The organism is Bradyrhizobium sp. STM 3557 (genome assembly GCF_045571465.1).
GTDB lineage: Bacteria > Pseudomonadota > Alphaproteobacteria > Rhizobiales > Xanthobacteraceae > Bradyrhizobium.
Window position 1 is genome coordinate 97,563 of record NZ_CP120697.1, and the last position, 14,968, is coordinate 112,530.

The 14,968-nt window shown below is 67.1% G+C and carries 8 protein-coding genes; all 8 read left to right on the forward strand.

The genetic code is table 11. From position 1 onward, the window contains the following. Positions 1 to 36: 36 nt before the first annotated feature. The 8 genes from coaBC (at position 37) to addA (ending at position 14,963) form a co-directional block, all read left to right on the forward strand. A complete protein-coding gene (gene coaBC / locus P6U24_RS00430; RefSeq protein WP_407157261.1) occupies positions 37 to 1,458 on the forward strand; it encodes a bifunctional phosphopantothenoylcysteine decarboxylase/phosphopantothenate--cysteine ligase CoaBC in 1,422 nt (473 codons plus the stop codon). 8 nt (positions 1,459 to 1,466) lie between these two features. Further along, positions 1,467 to 1,910, forward strand: a complete 444-nt coding sequence (dut, locus tag P6U24_RS00435) for a dUTP diphosphatase (RefSeq protein ID WP_407157262.1) — start codon at positions 1,467 to 1,469, stop codon at positions 1,908 to 1,910. Between the two features lie 191 nt (positions 1,911 to 2,101). Further along, the gene (locus P6U24_RS00440; RefSeq protein ID WP_407157263.1) at positions 2,102 to 4,609 is read left to right on the forward strand and encodes an ATP-binding protein; all 2,508 of its coding nucleotides are present in this window, start codon (positions 2,102 to 2,104) and stop codon (positions 4,607 to 4,609) included. Beyond that, on the forward strand, positions 4,606 to 6,129 hold the full coding sequence (gene tsaE / locus P6U24_RS00445; protein ID WP_407157264.1) for a tRNA (adenosine(37)-N6)-threonylcarbamoyltransferase complex ATPase subunit type 1 TsaE: 1,524 nt from the start codon (positions 4,606 to 4,608) through the stop codon (positions 6,127 to 6,129). The genes P6U24_RS00440 and tsaE overlap by 4 nt, the downstream gene beginning before the upstream one ends. Before the next feature lie 298 nt (positions 6,130 to 6,427). Further along, positions 6,428 to 6,742 (forward strand): PilZ domain-containing protein, encoded by a 315-nt coding sequence (locus P6U24_RS00450; RefSeq protein WP_407157265.1) that lies wholly within the window; start codon positions 6,428 to 6,430, stop codon positions 6,740 to 6,742. Positions 6,743 to 6,943: 201 nt separating this feature from the next. After that, positions 6,944 to 7,666 (forward strand): nucleotidyltransferase family protein, encoded by a 723-nt coding sequence (locus P6U24_RS00455; RefSeq protein WP_407157266.1) that lies wholly within the window; start codon positions 6,944 to 6,946, stop codon positions 7,664 to 7,666. Positions 7,667 to 8,316: 650 nt separating this feature from the next. Continuing rightward, positions 8,317 to 11,478, forward strand: coding sequence for a double-strand break repair protein AddB (gene addB, locus P6U24_RS00460; protein ID WP_407157267.1), 3,162 nt, complete (start codon positions 8,317 to 8,319; stop codon positions 11,476 to 11,478). Beyond that, a complete protein-coding gene (gene addA, locus P6U24_RS00465; protein ID WP_407160720.1) occupies positions 11,475 to 14,963 on the forward strand; it encodes a double-strand break repair helicase AddA in 3,489 nt (1,162 codons plus the stop codon). The genes addB and addA overlap by 4 nt, the downstream gene beginning before the upstream one ends. Positions 14,964 to 14,968: the final 5 nt, after the last annotated feature.

Below are 14,968 nucleotides of genomic sequence, written 5' to 3' on the forward strand. Positions count from 1 at the left end.
ATAGCATTGCAATCAAATCACGATCCGGAGGCCGCCATGGCCAGCCTGACCATCCGCAAGCTCGACGATGCGCTGAAGACCTATCTCCGTCTGCGCTCGGCCCAGAATGGCCGCTCGGTCGAAGAAGAGGTTCGCGTCATCCTCCGCGCGCTCATCGAGCCGACGGGTGAGCAGGCCGGCGCAACGCCGCCTCCTGATCTTGCCGAGCCGGCGCCGGAACCGCCTAGCGTCGCCGCGAGCTCGGCGCGCGTCACCCTGATCATCGGAGGCGGTATCGCTGCTTACAAATCGCTCGATTTGATCCGGCGGCTGAAGGAGCGCGGCGTCCGCGTCCGCTGCGTGCTGACCAAGGCCGCGACCCATTTCGTCACCGAGCTCGCCGCCAGCGCGCTGACCGGAGATAAAGTATTCACGGACCTGTTCGACCCGCGCAGTGAGTTCGACGCCGGCCACATTCGCCTCGCCCGCGACTGTGATCTCATCATCGTCGCGCCCGCCACCGCCGACCTGATGGCGAAGATGGCGAACGGCCTGGCTGACGATCTTGCCAGTGCTATTCTGCTGGCGGCCAACCGGCCGATCCTGCTGGCGCCGGCGATGAACCCGCTGATGTGGAACAATCCGGCGACGCGGCGAAACAGCGCGCAGCTCGCACGCGACGGCGTCCACATGATCGGACCCAATGCCGGCGAAATGGCCGAATCAGGTGAAGCCGGGACGGGGCGCATGTCGGAGGCGATCGAGATCGCAGATCGCGCGATGCGGCTCTTGCGCCCCGCGACGCCACAACCGCTCAAGGGCAAGCGCGTGCTGATCACGGCGGGTCCGACGCACGAGCCGATCGATCCGGTGCGCTATATCGCCAATCGCTCCTCCGGCAAGCAAGGCTTTGCCATTGCCGCGGCAGCGCAGGCCGCGGGTGCGGAGGTGCGGCTGATCTCGGGGCCGGTCGATCTCGCCGCGCCCATGGGCGTCGCGCTGACGCGGGTGGAATCGGCGCGGCAGATGCTCGAGGCGGTGGAGGCGGCGCTGCCGGCGGATGTCGCGATCTTCGCCGCCGCGGTCGCCGACTGGCGCGTCGCCAATGCCGGCGAGCAGAAGCTAAAGAAGACGGACAAGGCACTGCCGCAGCTGACGTTGACCGAGAATCCGGACATTCTCTCCACCATCTCGCATCGCACCGACGGCCGGCCCCCGCTGGTGATCGGCTTCGCCGCCGAGACCGAGCACCTGCTCGACAACGCCAAGGCCAAGTTCGCCCGCAAGGGCTGCGACTGGCTGGTCGCCAACGATGTCTCGCCATCCACAGGCGTGATGGGCGGCGACCGCAACACCGTGCATCTCTTGACCCGCGAGGGCGAACAGATCCATGTCGCCTCCTGGCCCGTCATGAGCAAGGACGAGGTCGCGACCGCGCTGGTCGCCGAGATCATCAAGACGATGGGAACAGCCAGTTGAGCCGCATCATGATCGACGTCCGCATCCTGCCGCATGGCGAAGGTCTGCCATTGCCGGCCTACCAGACCGCGCATGCCGCCGGCCTCGATCTGCTCGCCGCGGTGGCTGAGGATGCGCCGCTCGTGCTCGCGCCGGGCCGCCACGCGATGGTGCCGACCGGCCTGTCGATCGCGCTGCCGGACGGCTATGAGGCGCAGGTGCGTCCGCGCTCGGGGCTCGCCGCGCGCCACGGCGTCACCGTGCTGAACTCGCCCGGCACCATTGACGCCGACTATCGCGGCGAGGTCTGTGTGCTCTTGATCAATCACGGCAGCGACCCGTTCACGATCCGCCGCGGCGAGCGCATCGCCCAGATGGTGGTCGCGTCCGTCGTGCACGCCGATCTCAACATCGCCACATCGCTGACGGCAACTGAGCGCGGCAGCGGCGGATTCGGCTCGACGGGGCGCTGAAGACCGGGATTTTGCGTGTGACGCCGCAGCCATGTTCCGGAAAATCCAATGCGTTTTCCTCTGCGGAATCCACGTTCACGATCTGGACTCTTACCGCCGGACTTCCGAAGCGGATATTGTTGCTTGATTCGTAAGACGGCGCGGTCAAGCAATCGGCGCTGCGCGGGAATTCGTGCGATCTTGGGGCAAGGATGTCAGGCGTGATCGTGGTGATGCGTCGGGCGCTGCTGTCATGCACGTCACTCGCGCGCAGGGGCTCGATTGGGCTTGCGGCGACCACGCTTGCGCCGCACCGGCTGGCGCTGGCCGCCGACACGTCTTCGCTGCACACCATCGAGGGCCTGGTCGAATTCAGCCGGCAGGAGGTTGCCGCGCTGGCGATCGCGCTGGCGCTGCTCGGCTTCTCCGTGGTCGCGGCGATCGCTCTGGTGCGCATGCGGATCGGGTCCGCGCGCAACGAGGCGCGGCTGCGCGCCGACATCGCCAGTCTGCAGCTGCAGGCCGACCGGTACCGGGCGCTGCTGTTCGCCGAGCCGCAGATCCTGATCTCCTGGACCGCCGGCGGCCATCGCCCGCAGATCTCCGGCGACACCTCGCTGCTGGTGCCCAAGGACCAGCCACAGCGCATCCTCGCATTCGGAACCTGGCTCGCGCCCGAGCCGGCGCTGCAGCTCGACCACGCGGTCGATGCGCTGCGCGAGGTCGGCGAAGGCTTCCTTTTGCATCTGACCAGCACCCATGGCCACGCCATCGAGGCGATGGGCCGGGCCATCGGCGGCCAGGCCATCGTGCGCATCCGCGAGCTCTCCGGCCTGCGCCGCGAATACGCCGAAGCGCAGCTGCGGCTGAAAACGCTTGCCGCGGAGACCGAGCTGCTCCGCGGGATGGCCGGCGCATTGCCCTGGCCGATCTGGGCGAGGCAGGCCGATGGCGCGCTGGTCTATGCTAATCCGGCCTATGCCCGCGCCACCGACGCAGCCGACGTCCACGATGCGGTGAACCGCAATCTCGAGCTGCTCGACAGCGGCGGTCGCGCCGATCTGCAGCGTGCGCTGGCATCGTCAGGCCATTTCGACGGCCGGCTGCCGATCGTCACCGGCGGCGAGCGGCGCCTGCACGACGTGCGCGCCTTCTCGCTCAATGGCGGCAGCGCCGGCGTCGCGGTCGACGCCAGCGAGGCGGATGCGCTGAGCGCTGCGCTGCGGCGGATGGCCGACGCGCATCGCCGCACGCTCGACCAGCTGTCCTCCGGCGTCGCCGTGTTCGACAGCCAGCGCCGGCTGTCCTTCTACAACGATTCCTACCGCCGGCTCTGGGATCTCGATCCCGCTTTCCTCGACAGCCATCCCGACGATTCCAGCGTGCTCGACCGGCTGCGCGCCGCGCGCAAGCTGCCCGAGCAGGCCGATTTCCGCGCCTGGAAGGCCAAGCTGCACGAGGCCTATCGCGCGGTGGAGACCGCCAAGGACACCTGGTTCCTGCCCGACGGCCGCGCGCTCCTGGTCGTCACCACGCCGAACCCGGAAGGCGGCGTCACCTATCTGCTCGACGACGTCACCGAGAGCTTCGATCTCGCCCGCCGTTTCGACGGCCTGATCCGGGTGCAGCGCGAGACGCTGGACAGCCTGGCCGAAGGCGTCGCCGTGTTCGGCTCCAACGGCCGCGTCGAGCTGTTCAACCCGGCCTTCGCCAAGATGTGGCGGCTGTCGCCGGAGGCCCTGCGCGAGCATCCGCATATCGACATCGTGGAATCCTGGTGTCATCAGCTCCATGACGACCCTGCCGCCTGGCGCGTGCTGCGCGAGGCCATCACCGGGATCGAGAACCGGCTCGACATCACCTTGAAGCTGGAACGCAAGGACGGCAGCGTGCTTGACTGCATGAGCCGGCCGCTGCCGGACGGCGCCACGATGCTGACATTCCAGGACATTACCGATACTGAGAATGTCGAACGGGCGCTGCGCGAGAGCAACGAGGCGCTGGAAGCCGCCGGCCAGATGAAGATCGACTTCGTGCACCACGTCTCCTACGAGCTGCGGGCGCCGCTGACGACAATCATCGGCTTCGCGCATTTCCTGTCCGATCCCTCGACCGGCCCGCTGACGCCGAAGCAGTCCGAATATCTCGACTACGTCACCAAATCGACCAACGCACTCTTGGCGCTGACCAACAACATTCTCGACCTCGCCACCATCGACGCCGGCGCGATGAAGCTCGAGCTCGGCCCCGTGGATGCCAGAAAGGCGATCGAGGCGGCGGCCGAAGGCGTGCAGGACCGGCTCGCGACCGACCGCATCCGCCTCAAGGTCGAGGTCGCCGCCAATGTCGGCTCCTTCATCGGCGACGAGCGGCGGGTCGTGCAGGTGCTGTTCAACCTGCTTGCCAACGCGGTCGGCTTCTCGCCGCCCGATAGCACCGTAGTGGTGAGCGCTGGGCGCTCCGACCACAGCGTCACGTTCTCGGTCACTGACTCCGGCCCCGGCATTCCGCCGGAGGTGAAGGACAAGGTGTTCGAATGGTTCGAGAGCCATTCGCAGGGCTCACGCCATCGCGGCGCCGGACTGGGCCTGTCGCTGGTGCGCTCCTTCGTCGAGCTGCATGGCGGCAAGGTGCGGATGGATTCGGTGGTCGGCAAGGGCACCACGGTCACCTGCGACTTCCCGACCGACCACATCGCCCAGCGTAACGCCGCGGAATGACGGGCGTCGTCACATTCGAAACCGCGCTCGCCGACGAGACCGCGACGGCGCAGCTGATGGCCGATCTGGCGCTGCTGATCGGCCCCGGCGATCTCATCACGTTGTCGGGCGATCTCGGCGCCGGCAAGACGGCTGCTGCGCGGGCCATGATCCGCTATCTCGCCGGCGATCGGGAGCTGGAGGTGCCGAGCCCGACCTTCACCCTGGCGCAGAGCTATGAGCTGCCGCCCTTTGCGCTCGTTCATGCCGATCTCTACCGCGTCGACGATGCCGCTGAGCTGGAGGAGATCGGCCTGTCGCCCCTGCCGGAAGCGACCGTGGTGCTGATGGAATGGCCAGAGCGCGCCGGCGACGCGCTGCCCCTGGACCGCATCGACATCGCCTTCCGCCACGATGGCGCGCGCGGCGAGACTGCGCGCGTCGCCGTGATCAAGGGCCACGGCAAGGCGGCCGCGCAGGTCGCGCGCCTGCAGGCGCTGCGGCAGTTTCTTGAGGACGCCGGCCACGGCGGGTCGCGCCGCGAGCGCATGGCCGGCGATGCCTCGATCCGTTCCTATGCGCGGCTCTACCGCGGCGACCGCGCCTTCATCCTGATGAACTCGCCGAAGCGCCCCGACGGTCCGGCGATCTATCACGGCAAATCCTACAGCGCCGCGGTGCATCTCGCCGAGGATGTCCGTCCCTTCGTCGCGATCGCCGGGGGCCTGCGCGGGCGCGGCTTCTCGGCGCCGAAGATTCACGATGCCGACCTCGAGCAGGGTTTTCTGGTCACAGAGGATTTCGGCAAAGAGGGCGTGATCGAGGGCGAACCGGGCCGCCCGATCGTCGCCCGCTACGAGGTCGCGACCGATCTGCTCGCGAGGCTCCACGGCGAGCAGGTGACGGATGTGCTGCCGCTGGCGCCGCACGTCACCTACAAGGTCCCGTCGTTCGACAGCCAGGCGATGCTGACCGAGATCGGGCTGATGCTGGAATGGTACCTGCCGGATCGCGGCGCCGATCCATCCGAGGAGCTCCGCGCCGAGTTCATCGCGATGTGGCGCGCGCTTTTGCAAGGACCGCTGGCTGCGCGCAACACCTGGGTCCTGCGCGACTATCATTCGCCGAACCTGCTCTGGCTCGGCGCACGCGAGGGCATCTCGCGGGTCGGCATTCTCGATTTCCAGGACGCGGTGATGGGACCGCCGGCCTATGACGTCGTCTCGCTGCTGCAGGACGCGCGCATCGATGTCGCCGAGGATATCGAGCGCGCGCTGTTCAATCGCTATGTCGAAGCCCGCAGGACGGCCGACAACAATTTCGATGCGTCCGAATTCGCCGCGCACTACGCGATCATGTCGGCCCAGCGCAACACGCGCCTGCTCGGCACCTTCGCCCGGCTCAACCGCCGCGACGGCAAGCCACATTACTTGAAGCACCAGCCGCGGATCTGGACCTATCTCAACCGCGCGCTCGCCCACGGCTCGCTCGCCTCGCTGCGCGACTGGTACGCCGCCCACGTGCCGCCACCGGTGGGTTGACGCGCCCCAAATGACAGCTGTCGTCCCGGCCAAGCGAAGCGCGAGCCGGGACCCATACTCCGCAGCAGTCGTTTGTGGCACGTCGTCAATTGTCAGTCGTCGCAACAATAGCCACCGGTGGCTATGGGTCCCGGCTCAAGGCCGGGACGACAGCCATCCCGCAGCTCAAGCAAACTGTCGTCGCGAGATCTCTTCGACGCATTGCTCCGTAGCTTTACCGCTTGTTAGCCATCTCCACTTAAACTCACCGTGCACGAATTGCGGCGATGCATCGCGCGTGGTGTTGCGGGAGTGGGACATGGCGGAGCGGCAGAAGGGCGAGCGCGTCGTTTTCGAGCGTGGCATTCCCGCCTTCATGATGGGCATCGACGGCACCTGGCGCCGCAACTGCACGATCGAGGACGTCTCGGAGACGGGCGCCAAGCTGACGGTCGAGGGCTCGGTCGAAGGGCTGCACCTGAAGGAATTCTTCCTTCTCCTCTCCTCCACCGGCCTCGCCTATCGCCGCTGCGAATTGGCCTGGGTCAATGGCGACCAGATCGGTGTCAACTTCCTCAAGCCCGGCGGCGGCAAGAAGAAATCGGGCGGCCGGCGCGCGACCGCCGACGCCTGATGCGGCATCGCGGCGCGGGACAGCTACGGTCACCGTCGCATAATCGTCATCAGGAGTGGCTATCGCAGCGCTGACACCGCCACGCCGGTGGCGTGAATCTGACGTTCGCTGCCGTCCTCCGATGCGCAGATATTGGCAAGGAACCACCGCCGCGTGGTATGATTCGATTACACGCCATCTGATTGCCCGAGACGCAAGACAATGCCCGTCAAGCCGCAGAAAGCCATGGTTCTCGCCGCCGGTCTCGGCCTGCGCATGCGCCCGCTGACGGACACGATGCCCAAACCCATGGTTCCCGTCGCGGGCAGGCCGCTGCTCGACCATGTGCTGGACAGGCTGGCGGACGCCGGCGTCACTGAAGCCGTCGTCAACGTGCATTATCTGCCCGATCAGATCATCGCGCACACCGCTGATCGCACGCATCCGCGCGTCATCATCTCCGACGAACGCGACCAGGTGCTCGGCACCGGCGGCGGTGTCGTCAAGGCGCTGCCCCTTCTCGGCACTGAGCCGTTCTTCCACGTCAATTCCGATACGATGTGGATCGAAGGCGTGCGCTCCAACTTGGTGCGGCTGGCGGACGCGTTCGATCCCGAGCGCATGGACATCCTGCTGTTGATGGCGCCGACCGCGAGCTCGATCGGCTATAGCGGCCAGGGCGACTACTCGATGCTGGCGGACGGCACGTTGCGCCGGCGCAGGGAGCACCAGGTCGTGCCGTTCGTCTATGCTGGCGCGGCGATCATCTCGCCAAAGATCTTCGACGGGGCACCGCAGGGCGAGTTCTCGCTGGTCAGGATGTTCGACAAGGCCAATGAGCAGGACCGGCTGTTTGGCCTGCGGCTTGACGGCGTCTGGATGCATGTCGGGACGCCGGATGCGGTAGCGGCCGCGGAGGAAGCGCTGCTGGAGAGCGCGGCGTAGTAGCTGCATATTTCGCCGTCGTGCCGGCCAGTGATAGATCTGGCCCAGCACACGATTGTCGTCCCGGCCAAGCGAAGCGCGAGCCGGGATCCATAACAACCGAATTTCATTTTGTGAGGGCGGGAGCTCCATCGCGCTCCGATCACGCGGGCCGGGGGTTATGGGTCCCTGCGTTCGCAGGGACGACACTGGATCGTGATGTGATGACTTCGCAAAAGGCCGAGTTCGCGAGGTATCTGCGCCGCGAGAACGGAGGATCTTGACTCCGTCATTGCGAGCGCAGCGAAGCAATCCAGTATTTTGCTCCGGCCCTGGATTGCTTCGCTTCGCTCGCAATGACGGCGGAGAGTGGGGGCGCGTGCTGGATGACACACGTTCAGTGTCATGCCCCGCTTCAGGCGGGGCATCCAGTACGCTGAGGCCTCTCGGCTGATAACGGCTGTCTCTGGATACTGGATCACCCGCCGGGGCCTGTCATCGGGCGGCGCGTACGCGCCGACCCGTTGGCGGGTGATGACACCGGAAAACGAGCCGGGAGGTGCATGCGACGACAGGCGTCTCTGACCCATCAACACTCATCCACACCCCGGCATGACCTCGCTCTCATTGCTGCCTATATAAATGACAAGCAAAGCGAATCAGTCGGGCCGATGCGCGTCTTCACCGTTCCCATCTCCGTCCCCCTCCTGCGCAGCGTGATCGCGGCGCTGATCGACAGCCGACTGGTTCCAGGCTTCGAGGCGCGTTCGAACCCGGTGTTGCTGGCGACCGCAACGCTCTATCTGCCGACGCGGCGCGCCTTACGCGTGGCGCGCGAGCTGTTCCTCGACGAGCTCAAGAGCGATGCGGCGGTCCTGCCGCGGCTGGTCGCGCTCGGCGATATCGACGAGGATGAGCTCGCCTTCGCGCAAGATAGTGAGCAAAATGATCGCGAGGCCTTCGACGGCCGCGTACCGCTCGACATCCCCGAAAAGCTCGGCGAGCTGGAACGCCGCCTGACCCTGGCACGGCTGGTCGCGGCCTGGGCGAAGACGCCGGTCTCGGCGCCGCTTGTGGTCGGCGGCCCCGCCTCGACCTTGCAGCTCGCTGGCGACCTGGGGCGGCTGATCGACGACATGGTGACGCGCGGCGTGTCCTGGGACGCACTCGACGGCCTGGTGCCCGATCAGCTCGACAAATATTGGCAGCACTCGCTGGAATTCCTCCGCATCGCGCGCACCGCGTGGCCGGCCTATCTGGAGGAGATTCAGCGCATTGAACCGGCGGCGCGGCGCGACATGCTGATCACGGCCGAGGCCGCGCGTCTCACCGCGCATCCCGACGGTCCCGTCATCGCCGCCGGCTCGACCGGCTCGATGCCGGCGACCGCAAAGTTCCTGCACGCCGTCGCCAGGCTGCCCAATGGCGCCGTGGTGCTGCCGGGCCTCGACATCGATCTCGACGAGGCGGCTTGGCAGGCGATCGGTGGCGCCAAGGACAAGCAGGGCCGTGTGATCGCGCATCCCTCATCGAACCATCCGCAATATGCGATGCACATGCTGCTCAAGCGCTTCGGTATCGCGCGGCGCGACGTGATGCGGCTGGCGCCGCCGGCACGCGGCGGCCGCGAGGTGCTGATCTCGGAAGCGATGCGGCCGTCGGAAGCGACGGGGATGTGGCATGAGCGGCTGCGCCAGTTCGACGTCGCAGCGAATATCTCGGCATCAATGGACAATCTCGCCGTGATCGCTGCGCCGAATCCAGAGATGGAGGCGCTGGCGATCGCGATTGCGATGCGCGAGGCGCGCCATCTCGGCAAGTCGGCCGCGCTGGTGACGCCGGACCGCGCGCTGGCGCGGCGGGTGATGGCGGCGCTGACGCGCTGGCATCTCGCCTTCGACGATTCCGGTGGCGACCCGCTGATGGAAACGCCCGCCGGCACCTTCGCGCGCCTTGCCGCAGAGGCCGCAGCGAGAGGATTGGAGCCGCCGACGCTGCTCGCACTGCTCAAGCATCCGCTGTGCCGGCTTGGCGCAGCCTATGGCACCTTCAAGTCCGCGATCGAAACGCTGGAGCTCGCAGTGCTGCGCGGCACCCGGCCGCAGCCCGGATCGATCGGGCTCTCGCGCGACTTCACCCGCTTCCGCACCGAGCACGACAGGCTGCGCCAGGGCGAGGCCTCCGCGCTGCATCCGGCCGAGCCGCGCGCCCGCCTCTCGCCTGAGGCGCTGGATCATGCGCAGACGCTGATCGCAGCCCTGCAAAAGGCGATGGCGCCGCTGGAGAACCTTAGCTCCCCGAAGCCTCAGGATTTCGCCGAATTCGCCGCGCGACACCGCGAGGTGATCGCTGCCTTGTCCGCCGACGAGCAGGGCTTAAGCACGGCCTTTGCGGACCGCGACGGCTCCGCGCTCGCCAAAGCCTTCGACGACCTGCTCGCGCGGGGCGAGCGCTGCGGTTTGATGGCGCCGCTCGCCGATTACCCAGACCTGTTCCTGACAGCCTTCTCCGATCGCGCGGTGCGGCGGCCGGAACGCCCGGGCGCCACGCTGCAGATCTATGGTCCGCTGGAAGCGCGGCTGATGCAGGCCGATCGAATGATCGTCGGCGGGCTGATCGAAGGCGTCTGGCCGCCGGCACCGCGCATCGATCCCTGGCTCAGCCGGCCGATGCGGCATCAGCTCGGCCTCGATCTGCCGGAACGGCGCATCGGGCTATCGGCGCACGATTTCGCGCAGCTGCTCGGCGCGCCGGAGGTCATCCTCAGCCATGCCGCCAAGGCCGGCGGCGCGCCGGCGGTCGCCTCGCGCTTCCTGCACCGGCTGGAAGCGGTCGCCGGCGACGAACTCTGGAAACAGGCCGAGAGGCGCGGCGAGACTTACGTGCGCTACGCCGAGGTGCTGGACCAGCCGGCGCAGGTGATGCCGATCCCGCAGCCGATGCCGAAGCCGCCGCGAGCCGCGCGCCCCACCCGCCTCTCCGTCACCGCGATCGAGGATTGGCTGCGCGATCCCTACACCATCTATGCCCGGCACATCCTCAGGCTCAGCCAGCTCGATCCGGTCGACATGCCGCTGTCGGCGGCCGACCGCGGCTCGGCGATCCACGCGGCGATCGGCGAGTTCACCGAACAATTTGCTCATGAGTTGCCGCAGGATGCCGCACGCGCGCTGCGCCAGATCGGCGAGAAGCATTTTGCGCCTTTGATGGAGCGCCCCGAGGCACGCGCGCTCTGGTGGCCGCGCTTCCAGCGCATCGCGGCCTGGTTCGCCAATTGGGAGGAGGCGCGGCGCGAGCACATCGATGAGCTCGTCGCCGAGCAGCAAGGCTCGATCTCGATACCGCTCGCACCCGATCGCAGCTTCACTCTGGTGGCGCGTGCCGACCGCATCGAGCGCCGCAGCGATGGCACCTTTGCCCTGCTCGACTACAAGACCGGGCAGCCGCCGACCGGCAAGCAGGTGCGCATGGGACTGTCGCCGCAGCTCACTTTGGAGGCGGCGATCTTGCGCGAGGGCGGCTTCGAGGGCATCCCCGCGGGAAGCCTGGTCGGGCAGCTCGCCTATATCAGGCTCTCCGGCAACAACCCGCCGGGCGAGGAGCGCGTGCTGGAATTGAAGATCAACAAAAGCGACCAGCCGCAGCCGCCGGATGCCGCCGCCCGCGAGGCGCGCGACAAGCTGGAGGCGCTGATCCGCCGCTTCGAGGATGAGAACCAGGCCTACACCTCGCTGAACCTGTCGATGTGGGCAAACCGCTATGGCGCCTATGACGACTTGGCGCGGATCAAGGAATGGTCGGCAGCCGGCGGATTGGGGATAGAGGAATGGTGAAGGCGCCCCGCCCGATTCCGAATGCCGTGCGCGAGGCGCAGACGCGCGCCTCGAATCCCGCTGCATCGGCTTTCGTGTCCGCGAACGCTGGTTCCGGCAAAACGCATGTGCTGGTGCAGCGGGTGATCCGCCTGCTGCTTGACGGCGTGCCGCCGGAGAAGATTCTCTGCATCACCTTCACCAAGGCGGCCGCCGCCAACATGGCGGAGCGCGTTTTCTCCACGCTCGGCCATTGGGTCACTCTCGACGACGACGCGCTCGATGAGGCGATCCGGCAGTCCGGCATTCCGCATCCGAACGCGAAAATGCGCTCTGCTGCGCGAAAACTGTTCGCGGGCGCGCTGGAGACGCCGGGCGGGCTGAAGGTGCAGACCATCCATGCGTTGTGCACCCGGCTGCTGCAGCAGTTTCCGTTCGAGGCCAATGTGCCAGCGCGCTTCTCGGTGCTGGACGATCGCGACCAGACCGAAATGATGGAGCGCGCCAACCTGAAGGTGCTGCTGGACGCCGCGCGCGCACCGGACAGCGGCATCGGCCGGGCGCTGCAGATCGCGATGGCGAGCGCCGCCGACGTCACCTTCAAGGACGTGGTGCGCGAGGCCTGCCTCAGCCGCGATCACTTCATGGCCTGGACCGATGGCGCCGGCCATGTCGACGTCGCCGCCGAGCAATTGTCGCGCGCGCTCGGCGTGGCGCGCGACGACACCGTTGCCGCCGTCGAGCGCGACATCGTCGACGGCCCCAATCTGCCACATGCAGAGTGGCGCGAGATTGCAAATCAGCTCGAGAGTGGCGGCAAGACCGAGCAGGCGCACGCCGATCGGCTGCGCGATGCGCTGCATTTTTCCGGCAGCGACCAGGTCGATGCCTATCTGTGCGTCTTCCTGACGGACGACAAGGCGCCGCGCAAGACGGTGCTGACCAAGAAGTTCACTGATGCCAATCCCGGGCTCGGCGCACTGTTCGAAGCCGAAGCACGCCGGCTCGACATCCTGATCGAGAAGCGCCGCGCAATTGTCATGCGCGACCGCAGCCAGGCATTGCTGCAGATCGCGACGGCGGCGGCTGCGAACTACCGGCGCGAGAAGGAGGAACGTGGTCTCCTCGATTATGACGATCTGATCGACAAGACCCTGGCGATGCTCAACCGCGTCTCGGCCGGCTGGGTGCACTACAAGCTCGATCGCGGCGTCGATCATGTGCTGATCGACGAGGCGCAGGACACCAGCCCGCGGCAATGGGAGATCATTGGTCATATCATCTCCGAATTCACCGCCGGCGCCGGCGCGCGCGATGGACTGGTCCGCACCGTCTTCGCGGTCGGCGACGAGAAGCAGTCGATCTTCTCGTTCCAGGGCGCACAGCCGCGCGAATTCGATGCACAGCGGCGCCAGCTGCAAAAGAAGTTCACCGAGGCCGGGCTGACCTTCGATCCCGTCGCCTTCACCTACTCGTTCCGCTCCGGCGCTGCGATTCTGCATTCCGTCGATCATGTCTTCCGCGAGAAGCAGATCTACAGCAGCATTCATTCGCCCGACATCGGCTATCCCATTCACAACGCGCTCGAGGATGCCGGCCCCAGCGTCGTCGAACTGTGGCCGTTGGCCGAGCGCGACGAGCGCGATGACATCGAGGGCTGGCGCGCGCCGTTCGACGGCGTCGCCGTGACCAGCCCCGAGGTGAAGCTGGCGCGGCGCATCCAGCTCGAGATCAAGCGGCTGATCCGCGACGGCACGATGACCGGGCATGACCGCGCCCAGCGCCGCCTGAGTTATGGCGATATTCTGATTCTGGTGCGCCGGCGCGGCAATGCGTTCGATGCGGTGATCCAGGCGCTGAAGCATGCCGGCATTCCCGTCGCCGGTGCCGACCGGCTGAAGCTGACCGAGCACATCGCGATCATCGATCTGATGAACCTCGCCGACGCGCTGCTGTTGCCACAGGATGATTTGGCGCTGGCGACCGTGCTGAAGAGCCCGTTGTTCGGCCTCAACGACGATGACCTGTTTGCGCTGGCTTGGCAGCGTAAAGGCTCTCTGCGCGAAGCGCTGGTCCAACACGCATCGAGCGATGAGAAATTCGAGCGCGTGCTGAAGCGGCTGCGACAATGCGAGCGCCGCGCCGGCGAGGAAACGCCGTTCGCGTTCTATGCCTGGCTGCTCGGCGGCGATGGTGGCCGCCGGCGCATCCTGGCGCGGCTCGGCCATGAAGCCAATGACGCGCTGGACGAATTCCTCGAACTCGCGCTCGGCTATGAGCGCAAGGCGCCGGCCTCGCTTCAGGGCTTCATGGCCTGGCTGCGCGCCGCCGACACCGAGGTGAAGCGCGACATGGAGATCTCGCGCGACGAGGTTCGCGTGATGACGGTGCATGGCGCCAAGGGGCTCGAAGCCTCGGTCGTGTTCATGGTCGACACGACGTCCTCGCCGTCCGATTCGCAGCGGCTGCGGCTGATCCATCTGCCTGCAGAGAACGGCGAGGTCGTGGTGTGGGCCGGCCGCAAGGCCGACGATCCCAAGGCCGTCGGCGAGGCGCGCACCGCGATGCTGGCCGAGACCGAGGACGAATATCGCCGCCTGCTCTATGTGGCGATGACGCGCGCCGCCGACCGGCTGATCATTGCCGGCTGCATGCCGGGCAACATGAACAACATCCGCCGCGATTGCTGGTACGACCTCGTCGCGCGCGGCCTCGAGGCTTCCGGGCTGACGGTCGAGAAGATCGAGACGCCCGATGGAGAGGTGAAGCGCTACGCGCGCGCCGAAGACATCGCGGCACTTCCAGGCGGCGAGGCGGAGAAGCAGCCGATGGCCGCGATCGAGTTGCCGGCCTGGCTGCGCGCATCGGTGGTCGAGACGCTGCCGGCTGATCAGGTGCTACGCCCGTCGGACGCGTCGGATGACGCAGGGCTTCGCCCGCGAGCCGGCGCGTCGATCATAGCGCGCACGGAGGCCATGCAGCGGGGCACCCTGGTGCACCGCCTGCTGCAATCGTTGCCCGATGTCGCGGCCGGCAAGCGCCGCGACGCCGCGCTGAAATATCTCGCCCGCAATGCGCAGGACTGGCCGGAGGCGGAGCGCATCCGCCTGGCGGAGCGTGTGCTCACCGTCATCGAGGACCCGCGCTTCGGACAAGTGTTCGCCGAAGGCAGCCGCGCCGAGGTCTCGATCGTCGGTCGATTGGCCCTGCCCGAACAGCCGCAGGCGCTGGTGTCCGGCCAGATCGATCGGCTCGTCGTGACCGAGACTGAGGTCCTGATCGTCGACTTCAAGACCAACCACGAGCCGCCCACCAATCTTGCCGGAGTGCCGCAGGCCTATATCCGCCAGCTCGCTTTGTACCGCGCCGTCCTCGGCCAGCTCTATTCCGGCCGAGGTGTCCGTGCCGCCCTGCTCTGGACCGAAACCCCTGAATTGATGGAGCTTTCCGCCTCCGCGCTGGACGCGGAGCTTGCATTCCCCACACGGCTGGGTGACCGAGCTTGACCCGG

Excerpts from the sequence above, each read along its gene's own strand:
- coaBC (WP_407157261.1), top strand. The coding sequence starts at position 37 with ATGGCCAGCCTGACCATCCGCAAGCTCGACGATGCGCTGAAGACCTAT.
- dut (WP_407157262.1), top strand. The coding sequence starts at position 1,467 with ATGATCGACGTCCGCATCCTGCCGCATGGCGAAGGTCTGCCATTGCCG.
- P6U24_RS00440 (WP_407157263.1), top strand. The coding sequence starts at position 2,102 with ATGTCAGGCGTGATCGTGGTGATGCGTCGGGCGCTGCTGTCATGCACG.
- tsaE (WP_407157264.1), top strand. The coding sequence starts at position 4,606 with ATGACGGGCGTCGTCACATTCGAAACCGCGCTCGCCGACGAGACCGCG.
- P6U24_RS00450 (WP_407157265.1), top strand. The coding sequence starts at position 6,428 with ATGGCGGAGCGGCAGAAGGGCGAGCGCGTCGTTTTCGAGCGTGGCATT.
- P6U24_RS00455 (WP_407157266.1), top strand. The coding sequence starts at position 6,944 with ATGCCCGTCAAGCCGCAGAAAGCCATGGTTCTCGCCGCCGGTCTCGGC.
- addB (WP_407157267.1), top strand. The coding sequence starts at position 8,317 with ATGCGCGTCTTCACCGTTCCCATCTCCGTCCCCCTCCTGCGCAGCGTG.